The sequence below is a fragment of the Gordonia sp. ABSL11-1 genome (genome assembly GCF_030315685.1).
GTDB lineage: Bacteria > Actinomycetota > Actinomycetes > Mycobacteriales > Mycobacteriaceae > Gordonia.
This window is the reverse complement of sequence record NZ_JASXSI010000001.1, coordinates 369773-390003: the sequence shown is the minus strand read 5'-3', so window position 1 is coordinate 390003 and position 20231 is coordinate 369773. Positions and strand designations below refer to the sequence as shown.

Sequence of the window (20231 nt, the reverse complement as noted above, 5' to 3'; positions counted from 1 at the left end):
TTAGTAGAGAGTCACAGATGAGTTCATCTCCACCGCGACCGTCGGATAGCGACGACGTGGACGCCACGCAGGACACCGGTGTCCCCACGTCGGATCGGCCCACCTCGGCGCGCAAGACGAAGTCACGACGCAAGATGCGTCGCCGCGCCAGCGGCACCCTGCTGCTGCTCGTCGGCCTGCTGACCGCCGGCGTCCTCGCGTCGATCCTGACGCCGAAGCCCCAGGTCGCCGTCGCCGACGAATCGAACGCGGCCCTGATCAGCGACGGCAAGAGGCTCTACGAAACCTCCTGCATCACCTGTCACGGCGCCAACCTGCAGGGTGTCGCCGACCGCGGTCCGGCGCTGCTCGGTGTCGGTGACGCAGCCGTCTACTTCCAGGTGTCCACGGGCCGTATGCCCGCGGCCCGCGGCGAGGCCCAGGCCGCGCGGAAGCCTCCGAAGTTCACCAAGGCCCAGATCGACCAGCTCGGCGCTTACATCCAGTCCGAGGGTGGCGGACCACAGGTCATCTACGAGCGCAACGCCGACGGCTCGGTCAAGATGGAGGACGGCCTGCCCGTCCTCGCACAGGAGTCGCTGCGCGGCAAGAATCTCGGACGCGGTAGCGAGCTCTTCCGCCTCAACTGCGCGTCCTGTCACAACTTCACCGGCCGCGGCGGCGCACTGTCGTCGGGTAAGTACGCCCCGCAGCTCGACGATGTCCACGAGCAGCAGATCTACACGGCGATGCTCACCGGACCGCAGAACATGCCGAAGTTCTCCAACCGCCAGCTGTCGCTGGAGGAGAAGAAGGACATCATCGGCTTCATCAAGTACGTCACCGAGTCCAAGCCGCAGGGCGGCTTCTCGCTCGGCGGATTCGGCCCGGTCAGCGAGGGCATGGTCATGTGGGCTCTCGGCGTCACGGCGATCGTCGCCGGCGCCATGTGGATGGGATCACGGCAATGAGTGCAAACGACGGTAAAGACGTTCCGTCGAAGGACGACCTCGACCAGATGAGCAAACAGGATCTGGTCAAGCTCGGTACCAACCTCGACGGTGTGGAGATCATCCACCGCGCCGAGCGATTCCCCGAGCCGGGGACCGGTGTCGAGAAGCGCGCCGAACGCCAGGTCGCGATCTGGTTCACCATCGCGGGCATCTCCGCCCTCGCGTGCTTCGTGATCTTCATCTGGAATCACTGGGAGTTCGCGCTCCCCGACTCCGTCGACTACTGGCGCTACACGATGAACACCCCGCTGCTGGGTGTCACCTTCGGCCTGTCGGTGCTGTCGATCGGCATCGGCATGGTGCTGTTCACCAAGAAGTTCATCCCGGCGGAGATCTCGGTCCAGGACCGCCACGACGGCGGGTCGGCCGACGTCGACAAGAAGACCATCGTCGCCGAGCTGGGCGACTCGCTCACCACCTCCACCCTGCCGCGCCGCAAGATGATCCTCGGTTCGGCGGCCTTCGGTCTTGGTGCGTTCGCGTTCACCGGTCTCATCGCCGGCCTCGGAGGGTTCATCAAGAACCCGTGGGCGCAGCGTGAGGACGCACCGCTGTGGCACACCGGCTGGTCCCCCATCCACAACCCGGCGGACAACCCCAACGAGACCGTCTTCCTGCGTCGCGACACGGGCAATCCGTATCAGGTAGCCCTCGTGCGTCCGGAGGATCTCGACGCCGGCGCGATGGAGACCGTCTTCCCGTGGCGCGTCTCCGACGGTTACGGCGAGACCGAGGAGTCCCGTCACAAGCTGATCGAGAGTCTGCGCTACGTCAGCAACCCCGTGATGCTCATCCGTCTACGTCCCGAGGACGCGGCCCGTGCGATCAAGCGCAAGGGCCAGGAGAGCTTCAACTACGGCGACTATTTCGCTTACACGAAGGTGTGCAGCCACCTCGGTTGCCCCACGTCTCTCTACGAGCAGCGCACCAACCGCATCCTCTGCCCCTGCCACCAATCGCAGTTCGATGCCCTGGAGTACGCGAAACCGGTCTTCGGTCCGGCTGCGCGGGCACTGGCACAGTTGCCGATCACGGTGAACAATCAGGGATACATGGTCGCCGCAGGCGACTACATCGAACCCGTCGGACCGGCATTCTGGGAGCGTAGATCATGACCATCGCCGACCGTCTCGCGACGCAGGCCGAAGAGGTCGACTCGCGCTATCACCTGTCTCCGGGCATCCGGCGGCAGATCAACAAGGTGTTCCCCACCCACTGGTCGTTCCTGCTGGGTGAGATCGCGCTGTACAGCTTCATCATCCTGCTGGTGTCCGGTGTCTACCTGACCCTGTTCTTCGATCCGTCGATGAGCGAGGTCGTCTACGACGGTGCCTACCAGCCGCTCAACGGTGTGATGATGACGCGCGCCTACGAGACCACCCTGAACATCTCGTTCGAGGTACGTGGCGGCCTGTTCGTCCGCCAGATCCACCACTGGGCCGCGCTGCTGTTCGCCGCGTCGATCATCGTGCACATGGCGCGCATCTTCTTCACCGGCGCGTTCCGCCGCCCGCGTGAGGCCAACTGGATCATCGGCTGCCTGCTGCTGATCCTGGCCATGTTCGAGGGCTTCTTCGGCTACTCGCTTCCCGACGACCTGCTCTCGGGTACCGGCGTCCGCGCCGCGATGAGCGGCATCGTGCTCGGCATCCCGCTGATCGGCACCTGGATCCACTGGGCGCTGTTCGGTGGACAGTTCCCCGGCGACATCATCATCCCGCGCCTGTACGTGATGCACATCCTGCTGTTCCCGGGCATCATCCTGGCGTTGATCGGCGCGCACCTCGCGCTGGTCTGGTATCAGAAGCACACCCAGTTCCCCGGGCCGGGCCGCACCGAGAAGAACGTCGTCGGCGTGCGCATCCTGCCGGTGTTCGCGGTGAAGTCGGGTGCGTTCTTCGCGATCACCACCGGTGTGCTGGCCATCATGGCGGGCATCTTCCAGATCAACCCGGTCTGGGTGCTCGGACCGTACAATCCCGCACACGTGTCGGCAGGCTCGCAGCCGGACATCTACATGATGTGGACGGACGGCCTTGCCCGCCTGATGCCTGCGTGGGAGCTCTATCTCGGCAATTACACGATCCCGGCGATCTTCTGGGTGGTCGTGGTCATCACCATCATGTTCACGGTGATGTTCGCCTACCCGTGGATCGAGAAACGCCTCACCGGCGACGACGCGCACCACAACCTGCTGCAGCGTCCGCGTGACGTGCCGGTCCGTACCGCGATCGGTGCCATGGCGCTGTCGTTCTACATCATCCTGACGTTGTCCTGCATGAACGACGTCATCGCGCTGAAGTTCCACATCTCGCTCAACGCGACGACGTGGATGGGCCGCATCGGCCTGATCGTGGTGCCGCCGCTGGCCTACTTCATTGCCTACCGGTGGGCACTGGCACTGCAGCGCAGCGACCGCGCGGTCCTCGAGCACGGCATCGAGACCGGCATCATCAAGCGACTGCCGCAGGGTGAGTACATCGAGATCCACCAGCCGCTCGGCCCGGTCGACGACCACGGTCACCCGATCCCGCTCCCCTACGAGGGCGCGGCGCTGCCGAAGCGGATGAACAAACTCGGTTCGGCCGGCGCTCCCGGTACCGGCTCGATCCTCCTCGAGGACCCGCCGGAGCAGCAGGAGCGCAACATCGAACGCGAGCACGAGATCGAGAAGGCCGAGAAGAAGGCCCTCCGCGAGTTGCAGGCCAAGGGTGGAGACCCGATGAGCTGATCCGGCTGGAGGTCATCTCTTCACAGATCGGCCGCCGTCGCACACCGCGACGGCGGCCGATCTGCGTTTCGTCGCATCGGCTCGTCGCATCCGTGCTCGTGTCGGCGCGTGAACCTCCGGGGACACTAGGATCGGATCAATGAGATCACCCCGCCGCTCACTGCCCGACCGATTCGCCTGGGACTCTTCAGGTTTACGCCAGATCACGCGCGGTCTCGGCACACTCGACGCGGAGATCTTCGCCACGATCGCACGCTCCGACTCCCCTGCCCTCGATGCGACGATGCCCCGTCTGTCCCGTGCCGCCGACCATTCGAAGCTCTGGTTCGCCATCGCGGGCGGCATGGCCCTGAGCGGCCGTCCGGCGCTGCAGCGGGCCGCGGGCCGCGGTGTGGTGACGTTGGCGGTCACCAGCCTCGTCACCAATCAGTTCGCCAAACGAGTCCGTGATCGCGCCCGGCCGACGGCGACATCCGTGCCGCTGGAACGGCGCAGCAGACGGCTACCGACCTCGAACTCGTTGCCGTCCGGCCACTCCGCCAGCGCCGCGGCGTTCGCCCTCGGCGCAGGCATCGAGCACGGTCCGACAGGGCTGATGCTGGGCGGGCTCGCGGGCTTGGTCGGGCTGTCGCGGATCGCCACCGGGGCGCACTATCCCGGCGACGTGATCGCCGGACTCGGCATCGGTGCGTCCATCGCGGTGATCGGTGCGCGACTCGTCCCGCCGATCACCGAGCACAGCGTCGCGGTCCCCTCCCCCAGCGTCGTCCCGGCCACACCACGACCCCGGGGCGCCGGCGTCGTCCTGGTGGTCAATCCGGCGTCCGGATCGGGTACCGGAGCGCGGGTGCTCGACGAGGTGCGCAGCTCGCTGCCCGACACCGAGATCGTCGAGGTCGGTGACGGCGACGACATCGAGACCCACCTGCAGGATGCGGCCGCGAGCGCCGAGGTCCTCGCTGTCGCGGGCGGCGACGGCACCGTCGCGACGGCGGCGCGCATCGCCATGGACGCCGATCTGCCCCTGGCCGTCTTCGCGGGTGGGACCTACAACCACTTCGCCCGCGATCTGAGCGTCCCGACGGTCTCCGCCACGGTCGCGGCGCTCGCCGAGGGCACAGTCCGGCGTGTCGATGTCGCGGTGTTGAACGATGAGACCGTCATCCTCAACACAGCCAGCATCGGAGCCTATCCACACTTCGTTCGCACGCGGACGAAGTTGCAGCACAAGCTGAGTCGACCGGTCGCAACGGCGGTCGCGATGACCTCGACGCTGCGTCGGACCAAGCCCGTGCGCATCCGTGTGGACGGCAGGGTCATCGAGACGTCCTTGTTCCTGCTAGGCAACTCCCTCTACCGCCCTTCGGGCTTCGCCCCGTCACGACGCATCCGCATCGACGACGGGCTCCTCGACGTCCGGATCCTGGAGGTGGGCCACCGCTTCGCACTCGCGCGGCTGTTGGGCTCGTTGGCCACCGGCCGGCTCGAACGCTCGCCGCTCTATCACGAGATGCAGGTGCCCCGGTTCTCGTTCTCCGCGGTCGACGACCCGGTGGTCGTCGCCCACGATGGCGAGATCGGCGAAACGTATCGGGAGGCCACGTTCCGGGTCGCCTATCGCGCGCTGTCGGTCTGTGCTCCGTCGCCAGGGCCCGGCCGCTGACGACGGACAACAGCCGCACCCGAATCCGGGGTGCGGCTGTTGTGAGTTGTTCGTCCGGTCAGTGCTTCTCGGGACCGACGTGGTACTCGAAGACGAGTCCCGCGGCGGTACCCATGATCACCAGTGCCGAGAAGATGGCGAACCAGAAGTTGCCGGTGGCGAAGCCGACGGCGAACATCGCGGCGCCGGCGGCGATGGCGATGGGCCACCAGGAGCCGGGGCTGAAGAAGCCCAGTTCGCCTGCGCCGTCCTCGACCTCGGCATCCTCGTAGTCCTCGGGACGGATCTCGACGCGGCGGGCGACGAACCGGAAGTATGTGCCCGCGATCAGGGTCAGTCCACCGCTGAAGAACATGCCGGTCACGCCGGCCCATTCGACGCCGCGACTCGAGAAGGCGGTGCAGATCGTGTAGACGATACCCGCGAGGAAGAAGAACGCGGTCAGAAGTTCGAAGATCCGTGCCTCGATTTTCATCCGTTGGCTCCCACCGTGCAGTTCGACACGTTCGTGTCGTTCGCGTTGCCCAGATCCTTCGGGGTGTCACCGTTGGTGGCCCGACGTGTGTCGAACGGCACCGTCGTCACCGATTTCGGCACCTCGCAGATCGCCTCGAGTGCCTGAGCATTCGTCGACTGCGGGTTCTGCTCGCGGTACTTGATGTACGCGTCGAACTTCTGCGGGCTGACGGCGCGGACCTCGAAGTTCATCATCGAGTGATACGTGCCGCACATCTCCGCACAGCGACCCACGAACGCACCCTCACGATCGATGCTCTGGATCTGGAAGCGACTGTCGGAGTGGTTCTGCTTCGGGAACGGCATCACGTCGCGCTTGAACAGGAACTCCGGGACCCAGAACGAGTGGATGACGTCGGCGGAGGCGATGTCGAACTCGATCCGCTTGCCGGTCGGCAGCACCAGGATCGGGATCTCCGTCGACGAGCCGACGGTCTCGATCTGGTTGAACTTCAGGTAATTGCGGATGTCGTCGTCACGTCCACCGGCCGGCAGCGGCAACGGCTCACCCTGGTGGGTTGCCTCGCTGCGGGCCTGCAGCTCGAACGGGCTGCCGTTGCGCTCGAAGCCGTCGTAGCGCGCCCCGTCGGTGAACTCGACGTCGCGATACCCGAACTTCCAGTTCCACTGGAAGGCGGTGACGTCGACGACGACCTTGGGATCGGAGGTCTTCTTCTCGACGTCGTTCTGCACGACGACGGTGAAGTAGAACAGGACCGCGATGATCACGAACGGGATCGCGGTGTAGCCGAGCTCCAGCGGCACGTTGTAGGCCGTCTGGCGCGGGAACTCGTCCTTGCCGGCCTTCGCGCGGTGGAACGAGATCGTCCAGAAGATCAGAGCCCACACCAGGATGCCCATCAACAGTGCGGCGATGACCGACCAGGTCCACAGGTCGCCCATCTTCTTGGCCTCGGGGGTCACGCCCGCGGGCCAGCCGAACCGCATCGCCGTCCGGGCGTCACAGCCCGACAGGAGCAGCGCACCGATGCCGAGTGCGACGAGTGCCCCGACCTGTTTGATCGTCCGCGACGCGGAACGGGCCTCTCGCGCCCGCGGTCGTCCACCGTGTGCCAATTTCACGCCTTCCCGCTCGCTCGGCCTCGACGTCATGTCGATCCGAGTTGCATGCCACATGACTCGCACAGGGCTTTCTTCGCCCGCGCCGGGACAGATCTCACCCCGCGCATGGCAATTCTTGCACCTAGTACTACGCAGCGTAGACCAACCCGGCAAAGCTTTCGTGATTGGGGTTTACCTGCGTGCGTCGCCTACGCGGCGGTGGGCGACGGGCCACGGCCCGCACGCGTTGTCGTCGTCGTTCGTCAGGCATACTCGACCCGTCGGAAGCACGCGCGATCATCGATAAGTGAGGCCCGTCTGGTGTGTGGTTTGCTCGGTCTGCTGACCTCGGACGGATCGGCGGCCACCGCCGTCGACCTGGTGTCCACCGCATCCCACTGCATGCGCCACCGCGGGCCCGACGAACCCGGCACGTGGCATGACGACGACCTGGTCCTGGGATTCAACCGGCTCTCGATCATCGACATCGAGCACTCGCACCAGCCGTTGCGATGGGGCCCGCCGGAACAGCCCGACCGCTATGCGCTGGTGTTCAACGGCGAGATCTACAACTACCTCGAGATCCGCGAGGAACTGCGGCGCGACGAGGATGCCCGATTCACCACCGAAGGTGACGGCGAGGCGATCGTCGCGGCCTTCCACCACTGGGGTCCCGACGCCGTGCGCCGGCTGCGCGGCATGTTCGCCTTCGCCATCTGGGACACCGAGACCCGATCGCTGTTCATCGCCCGCGACCCGTTCGGCATCAAGCCGCTGTTCATCGCCACCGGCCCCGGCGGCACCGCATTCGGCAGCGAGAAGAAGAGCCTCCTCGAACTGATCGGCCGGCTGGGCCTCGACGACGATCTCGATCCCCGGGCCATCGAGCACTACACCGTCCTGCAGTACGTGCCCGAACCGGAGACGCTGCACGCCGCGATCCGACGGCTGGAATCGGGCTGCCACGCGACGATCCGGCCCGGGCGGGCGCCACAGATCCAGCGTTACTTCACGCCGCGGTTCGCGGTGCGTCCCGTCACCGACGCCACCCGGCAGAAACGCTACGACGAGATCGCCGAGGTCCTGTCGGATTCCGTCGCCAAGCACATGCGCGCCGACGTCACCGTGGGCTCGTTCCTGTCCGGCGGTATCGACTCCACCGCGATCGCGGCGCTCGCGATCCGACACAACCCCGACCTGATCACCTTCACCACGGGTTTCGAGCGCGACGGGTACTCCGAGGTCGACGTCGCCGTCGAGTCCGCAGAGGCCATCGGTGCCCGGCACATCGTCAAGGTCGTCTCCCCGACCGAGTTCATCGAGGCCATTCCGCAGATCGTCTGGTATCTGGACGATCCGGTGGCCGACCCGGCGCTCGTCCCGCTCTACTTCGTCGCCGCCGAGGCCCGCAAGCACGTCAAGGTGGTGTTGTCGGGCGAGGGTGCGGACGAGCTCTTCGGCGGGTACACGATCTACAAGGAACCGTTGTCGCTCAGCGCTTTCGACCGTTTACCGACCGCCCTGCGCCGGCTGGCGGGGCGAGTGTCGGACCGCATTCCGGAGGGCACACGCGGCAAGAGTCTGTTGCACCGCGGCTCGCTGGCACTCGAGCAGCGTTACTACGGCAACGCGCGCAGCTTCGACGACGCGCGCCTGCGCGCCGTGCTGCGTGACTACCGTCCCGAATGGACACACACCGACGTGACCGCCCCGATCTATGCGATGTCGGAGGGTCTCGATCCGGTCGCCCGCATGCAGCACGTCGACCTGTTCACATGGCTGCGCGGCGACATCCTCGTCAAGGCCGACAAGATGACGATGGCCAACTCGCTCGAGTTGCGGGTCCCCTTCCTCGATCCCGAGGTGTTCCGGATCGCGGAGACGCTGCCGTTCGACGAGAAGATCTCCCACGGGACGACCAAGTACGCGTTACGCAAGGCGCTCGAGCAGATCGTCCCCGCGCACGTCCTGCATCGCAAGAAGCTCGGCTTCCCGGTTCCCATCCGGCACTGGCTGGCGGGCACCGAGATGTACGACTGGGCCCACGAGACGATCCGGCAGTCGCAGACCGATCACATCCTGAACAAGGACGCGATCATCGCCATGCTGAACGAGCACCGCGACGGCGTCGTCGACAACAGTCGCCGACTGTGGACCCTGCTGATGTTCATGGTGTGGCACGGGATCTTCGTCGACGGCTCGATCGTCCCCGACATCACCGACCATCACTACCCCGTGCGGGTATAGAGCGCAGACGGGTGGGACCGCGGTCCCCACTCGCGCTCCGGATGTCGTGCCGGATCAGAAGACGGTGGCGATCTCGGTGGCGGCGGAGTCGCCGTAGGCATCGGCGATCCGCTTCAGCGCGAGTTCGCGGTCCCACGTCCAGTCCTGGGTGGAGACGGTCTCGAGGACGAGCACCGCCACCATCGAACCGACCTGGGCTGCCCGTTCGAAGCCCAGGCCCTTGCCGAGTGCGGTGAGGAATCCGGCCCGGAATCCATCGCCGACGCCGGTCGGATCGACCTTCTCGGTCTCCGGGACGACGGCGACGTGCGTGCGGGTTCCGTCCTTCTCGACGATCTCGACGCCATCCTTGCCCAGCGTGGTGACGCGGACTCCCACCATCACCGCGACCTGGGTCTCCGACAACCCGGTCTTCTGCCGGAGCAGACCCCATTCGTACTCGTTGGTGAACAGGTAGGCGGCACCGTCGATCAGCGCCCGCGCCTGCTCGCCGTCGAGCCGGGCGAGCTGCTGAGAGGGATCGGCCGCGAAGGGGATGCCGAGTTTCCGGCATTCGTCGGTGTGCCGAACCATCGCGTCCGGATCGTCGGCGCCGACGAGCACCAGTTCCGGATCGCCGGTCTGCGTGACGACCTCGGAGAGCGCGATCTCGCGTGCCTCGCTCATCGCTCCCGCGTAGAAGGTTGCCAGCTGCGCCATCGTCTGGTCCGTCGTGCACATGAACCGGGCGGTGTGTTGCGTCTCGGAGATCCGCACCGCCCGACAGTCGACGCCGTTCGACTCGAGCCACTGACGGTAGTCACCGAAGTCGGCACCGACGGACCCGACGAGGACCGGGCTTCCCCCGAGCACACCCATCGCGTAGCAGATGTTGCCGCCGACGCCGCCTCGCCGGACCACCAGGTCCTCGACGAGAAAACTCAGGGAGATGTGCTCGAGGTGATCACCGAGTAGCTGTTCGGAGAACTTCCCCGGGAAGGTCATCAGATGGTCGGTTGCGATGGAGCCACAGACAACGATTGCCACGTGTGGGACGCCCTTCGTTCTGGCGGACTGGACAGCAGTCCACGCTACCGGTGGCCCTCAGAGCAGAACGGCCGCACCCCCGAGGTCAGGGGTGCGGTCGTGGAGGTTCTGGCTGATTCAGTTGAACGAGTCGCCGCAGGCGCAGCTTCCCGTGGCATTCGGATTGTCGATGGTGAAGCCCTGCTTCTCGATGGTGTCGACGAAGTCGATGGTGGCTCCACCGACGTACGGCGCGCTCATCCGGTCGACAGCGAGGGTGACGCCGCCGAAATCGTCGGTGAGATCACCGTCGAGGCTGCGATCGTCGAAGAACAGCTGGTAGCGCAGGCCTGCGCACCCGCCGGGTTGGACGGCGATACGCAGCGCGAGGTCGTCACGGCCTTCTTGGTCGAGCAGCGCCTTGGCCTTGCCGGCGGCCGCCTCGGTCAGAAGGACACCGGTTGTGGTGGCGGCTCCGGATTCGTTCTGAACGGTCATCGATACTCCTGTGTGTCTCGGGTCGGGCTCTGGTCGGAACGGACGGAACGCCGATCCGGCTCGTCCATGAGGCCAAGTGCTGATTTCAACGGTACCTCGTCGGGGTCTATTCCTGCGGGGTCTGATCCTGCGGGGTCTATTCCTGCCGACTCCCGACGCCGTGCCCGCCGGGCCGCGACGACAGAGTCCAGCGTGAACACCACCAGCGCCGACCACACGATCGCGAACCCGGCCCAGCGCTCCGGCGGCATGGGTTCGTCGAGCACCCACACACCGATCACCAGCTGCATGGTCGGCGTGATGAACTGCGCTATCCCGAGCACGATCAGCCGGACCCGGCGGGCACCCGCCGCGAACAGCATCAGTGGTGCTGCCGTGACGACGCCGGCGAGCGCCAGCAGGGCCGCGTGGGCGGGGCCAGCGGTTCCCATCGTCAATCCGGTGGTCATGGCGACGACGACGAGTTGGGCGATGGCCAACGGAGCCAGCCAGAGCGACTCGAGGGTCAGTCCGCTCATCACATCCACCGACGGCCCGATGTGCTTCTTCACCAGGCCATAGAAGCCGAAGGAGAACGCCACGCCCAGTGCCAGCCACGGAAACGCGCCGTAGCCGACGACGATGACGACAGTGGCCAGCACGGCCAGTCCGATCGCCACACATTGCAGGGGTCGCAGGTGTTCTCGCAGGACGAGGACGCCGAGCAGCACGGTGACGATCGGGTTGATGAAGTACCCGAGACTCATCTCGATGACATGACCGTTCAGCGTAGCGAGCAGGAACACCTGCCAGTTGAGGTAGATCAGCACACCGGCGACGGCGGTCCAGGCCACCAGCCGGCGGTGGGCGAGGACCGCGCGCAGGCGCCCCCAGCCACCCACGAGCGGGATGAGGATCACATAGAAGACCAGCGACAGCAGGATTCGCCAGGCCACCACCTCCCACGGCCCGGTCGGTTCCAGCAGCACGAAATAGAGGGGCAGGAAACCCCACAGGAGGTAGGCGCCGACGGCGTAGACACCTCCGGTCAGTCCGCTCGCGCGCGGCACTGCGTCGCGAGCGGTCACCGACGGTCACACGGCATGTGTCGCGACCTCGTTCCCACCCCAGGCAGCGGCGACCTGCTCGGCCAGGCGCGACAGCTGATTGTCGGCATCGGCCATAGCCACCTCCACCGACCCGGCGACGTCGACGATGGCGTGCGCACCCGCGATACCTGCGGCGGTGATGTCCCCGGCCGGGAGCGTCACCTGCCCGGCGAACACCAGGGTCGGGATTCCCGCGGCGCCTGCCGCGTCGTTCAACGCCGCGACCACCTTTCCGCGCAACGTCTGCGTGTCGAATCTGCCCTCGCCGGTGATCACCAGGTCGGCGGCCGCCACATCGGCGACGCGGTCGGTGGCCTCGGCGACCACGGTCGCGCCGGACACCCTGCTCGCACCGAGCGCGAGGAGCGCCGCGCCCAGACCGCCGGCCGCTCCCGCTCCGGCCTCAACGGTGACATCGCGCCCGGCCACCCCGGCCAGCACCCGGGCCCACTGCCCCATCCGCTCCTCGAGCCGATGCACTGTCTCTGCGTCGGCACCCTTCTGCGGACCGAAGACGACCGCCGCGCCGAGATCTCCGAGCAACGGGTTCTCGACGTCCGACGCCGCCACCAGCGTCACCCCGGCGAGTCGACGCGCCGCCGCATCCGGTCCGCCCAGTGCCTCCATGAGGCCGCGGCCGCCGTCCGTCGTCGCCGAACCCCCGAGGCCGATGACGACGGTCCGAGCGCCGGCGTCGACCGCCGCACCGACGAGCTGTCCGACACCGGTGGTGTCGGCGGCGAGGGCCGTGCGCGGCGTCGGCCGTCCGCCGAGCTGATGCAGTCCGCACGCCTGGGCGCATTCGATGTAGGCGGTCGGCGACACCGAGCGATCGTCATACAGCCAGTCGGCCGTGACCTCGGCGCCGAGCGGACCCGAGACGACCGCCGTGCGCCGTTCACCGAAGCGCGACGCGAGGACATCGACGAATCCGGGGCCACCGTCGGACTGCGGTGCCGAGTGCACGTCATCGTCGGGGCGGGCGGCCGACCATCCGCGGGCGATGGCCGCGCACGCGGCCACTGCCGACAGCGTGTCGCCGAAGGAATCGGGGGCGATCAGTACACGCATGTGGGGCTCTGCCGTGGGTCGGTCATGCGCACGAAGTATAGGGAGGTCGGAGAACCTCGGCAGCGTGGAATCGCCTACCCTCGAAGGTGTGAAGTTGCCATGGAAGTCCAACGATGCGTCCGTCGCCGACGACGTCGACACCACCGTGTCGGATCCGGCCGACGACGACGCGTCCACCAGCACCGTCGACTCCAAGGGCACCGCCTACACCCCCGGCAAGGGCCGCGCGACACCGTCTCGTCGCGAGGCGCAGGGGCGGCGGCGCGGTCCCGTCGCTCCGCCGCCGACGACGCGTTCGGAGGCACGTGCCCGCAAGAAGGCACTCAAGTCGTCACTCTCGCGTGAGGAGAAGCGCAAGATCTCCGACGACCGCCGCACGCAGCGCACCGAGCAGCGCGAGCGGATGATGGCCGGCGACGAGCGGTATCTGATGCCGCGCGACAAGGGACCGGTCCGCCGGTTCGCGCGAGACATCGTCGACTCCCGCCGCAACTTCGCCGGACTGTTCATGCCGTTCGCGATCGTGCTGATCGTGGTGATGTTCGTGCCGGCCATCGCGGTCTACGCGAACTTCGTCCTGCTGGTCTTCGTGCTCTTCATGGCCATCGACGCGGCGATCTTGGGCCGACTGGTGAATCGCCGTGTGCGCGAGCGCTATCCGGACACCGATGCCACCCAGACCGGCTTCCGCCTCGGGTGGTACTCCTTCACCCGCGCCATGCAGCTACGCATGATGCGGGCACCCAAGCCGCAGGTGTCGCCGGGCGACGAGGTCTGACTCCGGTGGTGTCACGGGGGGCCCACGCCGACGAACACACGAGGACGGGGACACGCACGCTGGTTCTCGGCGGGGTGCGGTCGGGTAAGTCCGTTCACGGCGAACACCTGCTCCGCGAGCACACGCGGGTGCGCTATGTGGCGACCGGGCCGACGACGTCGACCGACGCCGACTGGGTGGCCCGCGTCGCCGCCCACCGGGAGCGCCGCGACGAGCGCTACACGACCGTCGAGACGGTCGACGTGGCCGGCACACTCCGGGACGATCCCGCGACGGCCACCCTCGTCGACGATCTCGGCAACTGGCTGGCCGCCCAGCTCGACGCCGTCGGCGGCTGGGGCGACGAGCCCGTCGACCTCGACGATCCGCGCTCCGACATGTGTTCCGCCGTGGCCGCTTTCGACGGAGACCTGGTCCTCATCAGTCCTGAGGTCGGACTCTCCGTAGTGCCGCCGACGCCCGCGGGCCGACGCTTCCAGGACGAACTCGGCGCGTTGAACGAGGCCGTCGCCGCGGTCTGCGATCGTGTCGTTCTGCTCGTCGCCGGCCGGGTGCTCGAACTCCCCGCCGACGCCGCGACACCGATCCCCGTACCCCCGACGCCGGCAACAACCTCCGCGTCGGCGGCACACCGGATCCCGCCGACGGCAACCGACCCGGCCCCGACGCCGGGTCCTCCGCTCGCCCCGACCGCCATCGACCCGACCGACGCCGAGGTCTTCGGTCCGCTCGAGCCGCCGGACACGGCGGTCGCGATGGAGGCCCGCGAGCGACAGCTGACCCTGACCAAGCCGCCCGGATCTCTCGGCCGCCTCGAGGAACTCGGGGTGTGGCTGTCGTCATGCCAGGGTGTGTGCCCCCCGCGAGCGGTCACCGCCCCCACGGTTGTGGTGTTCGCCGGCGACCACGGTGTCGCGCACTCCGGCGTCTCGGCCTTCCCACCCGAGGTCACCGCGCAGATGGTCGCCAACATCGCGGCCGGTGGCGCCGCCGTCAACGTCCTCGCCCGGCGAGCGGGCGCGACGGTGCACGTCGTCGACATGTCGGTCGACGCGGACACTCCCGCCGAGGTCTCCCGGTACAAGGTGCGCCGGGGCAGCGGTGATCTGCGGACCACCGACGCCCTGACGCTCGCGGAAGCGCGCGAGGCCCTCGCGGCCGGCCGCGCGATCGCCGACGACCTGGTCGATTCCGGCGCCGATCTGCTCATCGGCGGCGAGATGGGTATCGGCAACACCACCCCGGCCACTGTCCTGATCGGCACGTTGACCCGGCGCGAACCGGTCGAGATCGTCGGGCGCGGAACAGGTATCGACGATGCGGGATGGATTCGCAAGACCGCCGCCATCCGCGACGGCATGCGCCGGGCGCGACGTCACGTCCACGATCCGCTCTCCCTGCTCGCAGCCGTCGCCGGCGCCGACCTCACCGCGCTGGCCGGGTTCCTCGCCCAGGCAGCCGTGCGGCGGACTCCGGTCATCCTCGACGGGATGGTCGTGACCGCCGCGGCGATGGTCGCCAACGAGCTCGCCCCCGGCGCGTCGCGGTGGTGGGTTGCCGGTCATCGTTCGGTCGAGCCGGCGCACACCATCGCACTCGGCCACCTCGACCTCGAGCCCCTGCTCGACCTCGGGATGCGTCTCGGTGAGGGCAGCGGCGCGTTGGCCGCACTGCCGATCGTGGCGTCGTCGGTCGACATCATGACGTCGATGGCGACCTTCGACGAGGCGGGTGTCAGCGACGGCACGACGGCCGGCCCGGAAGCCACCGCCGACAGCGCGGACGACACCGACGGGATCGCGCGGGACCCGGACGACGCCGTCGTGCCCGGCGCGCGCTGACCCGGCGACGATGCTGCCGCCGGCCCGAGCCGTTTACGTCGCGGTGAGCTGGATGACCGTCGTCCCCGTACCGCAGCCGCGGATGCCGATGGACCGGTCGGTGGGGGCGGCGGTGATGACCGCGGTCCCGGTGGTCGGCATCCTGCTCGGCGCCGCAGCCGCGGGTCTCGCCGCAGCGCTGTCGATGACCGACCTGCCGACCGCGATGATCGGGGTCCTGGTGGTCGTCGCGCTCGCCGTGGCCACCCGCGGCATGCATCTCGACGGTCTGGCCGACACCGCCGACGGCCTGGGATGTTACGGCCCGCCGGAGCGCGTCGCCGAGGTGATGCGCAGCGGCTCGGCGGGCCCGTTCGGGGTCGCGGCGGTGACCTCGGCGATGATCGTCCAGGTCATCGGATTCGGCTCGTTGACCGACCAACACCGTTGGTACGAGCTCGCTTTCGCGATCGCTCTGGGCCGGATCGTCGCCGTGATCGGTTGCCGTCGCCGACTGCCCGCCGCCCATCCGACCGGCTTCGGCGCGCTCGTGGCGGGCACCCAGCACACCTCGGTCGTGGTGTGGACGGTGCTGGCACTGGCCGCCGGAGCCGTGTGCGGGTGGACCCCCCACGGCCTCGACGTCGGCGCCGCCGTCCGGGCCGTCGTCGTGATCGTGGTGGTGGTCGTCGCGGGGTGGTGGTTCACCGCCCATTGCGCACGCCGGATGGGCGGGATCAACGGTGACGTGCTCGGGGCCGGGATCGAACTCGGTGTGACCCTCGCGGTCGTCGGTCTGCTCGTGTGAGAGGTCAGGCCCGGTACAGCTCGGTCATCCAGCCGTGGGTGTCGGCGAAGGTGCCGCGCTGGATGCCGGTGAGGGTGTCCCGCAGGGCCTGGGTGACCTCGCCGGCGGTGCCGTCACCGATCAGGTAGTCCTCGTTGTCGCCCTTGACGCGGCCGACCGGCGTGATCACCGCGGCGGTACCGCAGGCGAACACCTCGGTGATGTCGCCCGACGCGACACCCTTGCGCAATTCCTCGGTACTGATACGACGTTCCTCGACGGCGAACCCGGCGTCGGTTGCCAACTGCAGCAACGACTCCCGCGTGATACCGGGCAACAGCGACCCGGACAGCTCCGGGGTCACCAGGCGGGCGTCGGCGCCGGAACCGAAGACGAAGAACAGGTTCATCCCGCCCATCTCCTCGATGTACTGGCGCTCGACGGCATCGAGCCAGACCACCTGATCGCAACCGTGCTGGGTCGCCTGCGCCTGGGCGAGGAAGGCGGCTGCGTAGTTGCCGCCGCACTTGGCGAAACCGGTGCCGCCAGGGGCGGCACGGACGTACTCGGTGGACAGCCAGACGCTCACCGGCTTGATGCCGCCGGAGAAGTAGGCACCGGCCGGCGAGGCGATGACCGAGTAGATGTACTGATTCGACGGCGCGTTCACACCGAGACCGGCCTGCGAGGCGAACATGAACGGCCGCAGGTAGAGCGCCTCCTCACCGCCGGCGGCGGGCACCCACTCGTTGTCGGCGTCGAGCAGGACCCGCAGCGAGGCGATGAAGTCGTCGACCGGCAGCGGCGGCATCGCGAGACGTTCGGCGGACCGCTGCATCCGCAGCCCGTTGGCCTCCGGCCGGAAGGCGGCGATCGAACCGTCCGGCTGACGGTAGGCCTTCAGCCCCTCGAACACCTCCTGGCCGTAGTGCAGGACCATCGCCGACGGGTCGAGGGCGATCGGCGCGTAGGGCCGCACCTGCGCGTTGTGCCATCCCCGGTCCACGTCGTAGTCGACCATCACCATGTTGTCGGTGAAGTACTTGCCGAAACCGGGCGCGGCGAGGATCTCCGCACGGCGATTCTCCGACACCGGGTGGGGATGCTCGGTACGCGTGAACTGCAAGGTCATTGGGCAATCGTACCGCCGGGCCGCAAACCCTTTGCCGCGGCGTCGGAGCTCCCCGGCGTCCGAGGTCAGACGTGTGGCGCGACGAACGGCGGGGTGATGACCTCGCACGTCAGATCGCGTCCGCGGACGTCCACGACGACCTCGTCGCCGACGCCGACGCCGCTGTCGGTGGCGATGAGGGCCAGGGCGATGCCCTGCTTGAGCGAGGGTGAGAACGTGCCGGAGGTGCACCTGCCGATCGTCTCGCCGCCAGGTCCGGCGAGTACCGCACAGTCGGCGCGGGGCACGCCGCGCCCGAGCGCCTTGAGGCCATAGAGCCGACGCACGGGACCCTCCGACTTCTCCGTCGACAGACGTTCCCTGCCGAAGAACTCGGGCTTCTTCCATCCCACGGCCCACCCGACGCGGGCCTGCACCGGCGAGATGTCGGGGCCGAGCTCGTGCCCGTGCAGGGCGTACCCCATCTCGGTGCGCAGGGTGTCGCGTGCGCCGAGACCGGCCGGCTGACCGCCGTGTTCGGTGACCGCGCCGAGCACCGTGTCGAACACCGCACCGGAGTCGGCCCACCGCGGGATGAGTTCGTAGCCGCGCTCACCGGTGTACCCGGTGCGGCACACCCGCACCGGGACCGACCCCGACGCGGTCGCGAGGTCGGCGTCGGCGAAGGCCATGTATTCCATGTCCGTCGGCAGCCCGACCGCCGACAGCACGTCCGGCGCCTTCGGTCCCTGCACGGCGAAGACACCGTGGTCGCGGTGCCGGTCGGTCACCGAGACACCCTCCGGTGCGGCGGCGGCCAACAGGCCGACGACGGTGGCGGTGTTCGCCGCGTTCGGCACCAGGAAGACCTCATCCGCACTCACCAGGTAGGCGATCAGGTCGTCGACCACACCACCGGACTCGTTGCAGCACAACGTGTATTGCGCCTTGCCCGGACCGATCTTGCCGAGATCGTTGGATAGCGTGCGGTTCACGAAGTCCGCGGCGCCCGGCCCGGACACCAGCGCCTTGCCGAGGTGACTGACGTCGAAGATGCCGACGTTCTCCCGGACCGCCGTGTGCTCGGCGACCGTGCCCGCGTACGAGACCGGCATGTTCCACCCGCCGAACTCGGCGAAGGTGGCACCCAGTGCGGCGTGGCGATCGGCTATCGGTCCGGCGAGGAGATCACTCATACGTCCACCTTAGGAGAAGCGCGTGATGGAAGCCGGTGGTCGGTCGGCGCCCACGGTTACAGTTGGTTTCGTGACCAAGAACGAGACCTTCGACCGCGTACGCGGCCCAGAACTGGAGTTGGCGACCACCCTCGGCAAGGGCGACGACGCCCTCGTGATCGGCCTCATCGCGCCGGAGTCCGACGACGACGCGGACAGCTCGGATGACCGTGAACCGACGCTGGTGATCGGCGACGGCATCCTCGACGACGCGCAGGCGGAGGCGATCGCCACCGCGGTCCGCCGTCTGGGTGCCACCGGGTCGCACGGCGAGATCACCCGCCTCCCGGCTCCCGACGGCCTCGACGTCGATGTCGTCGTCGCCGTCGGTCTCGGTGACCCGGCCACTGCCGACGACGCCGATCGCCTCCGTCAGGCCGCGGGTGTCGCGGCGCGCGAGCTCGACGGCATCGAGCAGGCCGCGACGACATTGTCCGCCCTCGATCTCGGCGCCGCCGCCGAGGGACTGTTCCTCGGCGCCTACCGATTCGACGCGTTCCGCACCGACAAGACCCGACCGAAGAAGGCGCCCCCGACCCGGATCACCCTGCTCGTCGACGACAAGGGAAAGACCGCGAAGGCGGATCTGGCCCATGCCGCCGCCGTCGCCGACTCCGTCGCCATCGCCCGCGACTTCGTCAACACCCCACCGAGCCACCTGTTCCCCGAGGAGTTCGCCGAACGCGCACGCCGGTTGGGTAGTGCGGCCGGGCTGAAGGTGGAGGTGCTCGACGACCAGGCCCTGGATAAGGCCGGCTACGGCGGCATCATCGGCGTCGGGAAGGGATCGTCACGCCTTCCGCGGCTCGTGCGCCTCGTCCACACCGGCAAGAAGAACGCGAAGAAGGTGGCCCTCGTCGGAAAAGGCATCACCTTCGACACCGGCGGCATCTCCATCAAGCCCGCCGCCAACATGGACCACATGACCTCTGACATGGGCGGTGCGGCAGCGGTCATCGCCGCGACGATCCTCGCCGCACGACTCGATCTCGACGTGTCGGTGACCGCCACCGTCCCCATGGCCGAGAACATGCCGTCGTCGACGGCGCAGCGGCCCGGAGATGTACTCACCCAGTACGGCGGCACCACCGTCGAGGTGCTCAACACCGACGCCGAGGGCCGCCTGATCCTTGCCGACGCGATCGTGCGCGCCGCCGAGGATGAACCCGACTACCTGATCGACACCGCGACCCTCACCGGCGCCCAGATGGTCGCGCTCGGGGCCCGCACCCCGGGTGTGATGGGTACCGACGACTTCCGCGACCGGGTCGCGGCCCTGTCCCGCGAGGTGGGTGAGAACGGGTGGGCGATGCCGCTGCCCGCCGAGCTGCGCGGCGACCTGAAGAGTCGCGTGGCCGACCTCGCCAACGTCACCAATCACCGCAACGGCGGCATGCTGTCGGCGGGACTGTTCTTGAAGGAGTTCGTCCCGTCGTCGGTGGGATGGGCCCACATCGACATCGCCGGACCGGCGTTCAACACCGGCGGACCGTGGGGCTACACGCCGAAGGGCGGGACGGGCGTGCCGGTCCGGACCATCGCGCGTGTGCTCGAGGACATCGCCGAGAACGGTTAGGAGCCGGTGTGCGCGAGCCCCGCTCCGCCTCGTTCGACACCACGGATGAAT

General features: G+C 68.1%; 17 protein-coding genes. 9 read left to right on the top strand and 8 right to left on the bottom strand.

Going from position 1 to position 20231, the window contains the following annotated elements; translation table 11 throughout:
• The first annotated feature begins 17 nt into the window (after positions 1–17).
• The 4 genes from qcrC to QSJ19_RS01985 all read left to right on the top strand — a co-directional run bounded on the left by qcrC (position 18) and on the right by QSJ19_RS01985 (position 5386).
• Entirely contained in the window at positions 18–950 is a 933-nt protein-coding gene (gene qcrC / locus QSJ19_RS02000; RefSeq protein WP_286318019.1) for a cytochrome bc1 complex diheme cytochrome c subunit, read from the top strand.
• Positions 947–2107 (top strand): cytochrome bc1 complex Rieske iron-sulfur subunit, encoded by a 1161-nt coding sequence (gene qcrA / locus QSJ19_RS01995; RefSeq protein WP_286318018.1) that lies wholly within the window; start codon positions 947–949, stop codon positions 2105–2107. Before qcrC ends, qcrA begins: the two co-directional genes overlap by 4 nt.
• Positions 2104–3723 carry a cytochrome bc1 complex cytochrome b subunit gene (gene qcrB, locus QSJ19_RS01990; protein ID WP_286318017.1) on the top strand — a complete coding sequence of 540 codons (1620 nt, stop codon included), beginning with the start codon at positions 2104–2106 and terminating at the stop codon, positions 3721–3723. The genes qcrA and qcrB overlap by 4 nt, the downstream gene beginning before the upstream one ends.
• 139 nt (positions 3724–3862) lie before the next feature.
• Positions 3863–5386, top strand: coding sequence for a bifunctional phosphatase PAP2/diacylglycerol kinase family protein (locus QSJ19_RS01985; RefSeq protein WP_286318016.1), 1524 nt, complete (start codon positions 3863–3865; stop codon positions 5384–5386).
• Positions 5387–5444: 58 nt separating this feature from the next.
• Here the strand turns inward: QSJ19_RS01985 and QSJ19_RS01980 are convergent, their stop codons facing one another.
• Positions 5445–5861 (bottom strand): cytochrome c oxidase subunit 4, encoded by a 417-nt coding sequence (locus QSJ19_RS01980; protein WP_286318015.1) that lies wholly within the window; start codon positions 5859–5861, stop codon positions 5445–5447.
• On the bottom strand, positions 5858–6925 hold the full coding sequence (gene ctaC, locus QSJ19_RS01975) for an aa3-type cytochrome oxidase subunit II (protein ID WP_286318151.1): 1068 nt from the start codon (positions 6923–6925) through the stop codon (positions 5858–5860). Before ctaC ends, QSJ19_RS01980 begins: the two co-directional genes overlap by 4 nt.
• Positions 6926–7285: 360 nt before the next feature.
• Between ctaC and asnB the strand changes: the two genes are divergently transcribed.
• A complete protein-coding gene (gene asnB, locus QSJ19_RS01970; protein WP_286318014.1) occupies positions 7286–9211 on the top strand; it encodes an asparagine synthase (glutamine-hydrolyzing) in 1926 nt (641 codons plus the stop codon).
• A gap of 54 nt (positions 9212–9265) precedes the next feature.
• Here asnB and QSJ19_RS01965 read toward each other — a convergent pair whose 3' ends face one another.
• The 4 genes from QSJ19_RS01965 to QSJ19_RS01950 form a co-directional block, all read right to left on the bottom strand.
• Positions 9266–10237: a carbohydrate kinase family protein gene (locus QSJ19_RS01965; protein WP_286318013.1), complete on the bottom strand. Its 972-nt coding sequence runs from the start codon at positions 10235–10237 to the stop codon at positions 9266–9268.
• A 117-nt stretch (positions 10238–10354) separates the two neighbouring features.
• Entirely contained in the window at positions 10355–10714 is a 360-nt protein-coding gene (locus tag QSJ19_RS01960; RefSeq protein WP_187589679.1) for a HesB/IscA family protein, read from the bottom strand.
• Entirely contained in the window at positions 10711–11781 is a 1071-nt protein-coding gene (gene rarD / locus QSJ19_RS01955; protein ID WP_286318012.1) for an EamA family transporter RarD, read from the bottom strand. Before rarD ends, QSJ19_RS01960 begins: the two co-directional genes overlap by 4 nt.
• A 6-nt stretch (positions 11782–11787) precedes the next feature.
• Complete coding sequence (locus tag QSJ19_RS01950; protein ID WP_286318011.1) at positions 11788–12873, bottom strand: glycerate kinase family protein; 1086 nt, start codon at positions 12871–12873, stop codon at positions 11788–11790.
• Positions 12874–12961: 88 nt separating this feature from the next.
• Here QSJ19_RS01950 and QSJ19_RS01945 point away from each other — a divergent pair, with 88 nt between their 5' ends.
• From QSJ19_RS01945 to QSJ19_RS01935, 3 genes are read left to right on the top strand one after another with little or no spacing between them, the layout of a single operon-like run.
• Positions 12962–13651 carry a DUF3043 domain-containing protein gene (locus tag QSJ19_RS01945; RefSeq protein WP_286318010.1) on the top strand — a complete coding sequence of 230 codons (690 nt, stop codon included), beginning with the start codon at positions 12962–12964 and terminating at the stop codon, positions 13649–13651.
• A gap of 5 nt (positions 13652–13656) precedes the next feature.
• Positions 13657–15492: a nicotinate-nucleotide--dimethylbenzimidazole phosphoribosyltransferase gene (cobT, locus tag QSJ19_RS01940; RefSeq protein ID WP_286318009.1), complete on the top strand. Its 1836-nt coding sequence runs from the start codon at positions 13657–13659 to the stop codon at positions 15490–15492.
• 10 nt (positions 15493–15502) lie between these two features.
• Entirely contained in the window at positions 15503–16279 is a 777-nt protein-coding gene (locus QSJ19_RS01935) for an adenosylcobinamide-GDP ribazoletransferase (RefSeq protein ID WP_286318008.1), read from the top strand.
• Positions 16280–16283: 4 nt separating this feature from the next.
• Here QSJ19_RS01935 and QSJ19_RS01930 read toward each other — a convergent pair whose 3' ends face one another.
• Both QSJ19_RS01930 and gcvT read right to left on the bottom strand, forming a co-directional pair.
• A complete protein-coding gene (locus QSJ19_RS01930) occupies positions 16284–17390 on the bottom strand; it encodes a branched-chain amino acid aminotransferase (RefSeq protein WP_286318007.1) in 1107 nt (368 codons plus the stop codon).
• Between the two features lie 65 nt (positions 17391–17455).
• Complete coding sequence (gene gcvT, locus QSJ19_RS01925; protein ID WP_286318006.1) at positions 17456–18565, bottom strand: glycine cleavage system aminomethyltransferase GcvT; 1110 nt, start codon at positions 18563–18565, stop codon at positions 17456–17458.
• Between the two features lie 70 nt (positions 18566–18635).
• On the opposite strand from gcvT, the gene QSJ19_RS01920 reads away from it, so the two are divergent.
• The gene (locus QSJ19_RS01920; protein WP_286318005.1) at positions 18636–20180 is read left to right on the top strand and encodes a leucyl aminopeptidase; all 1545 of its coding nucleotides are present in this window, start codon (positions 18636–18638) and stop codon (positions 20178–20180) included.
• Positions 20181–20231 lie beyond the last annotated feature (51 nt).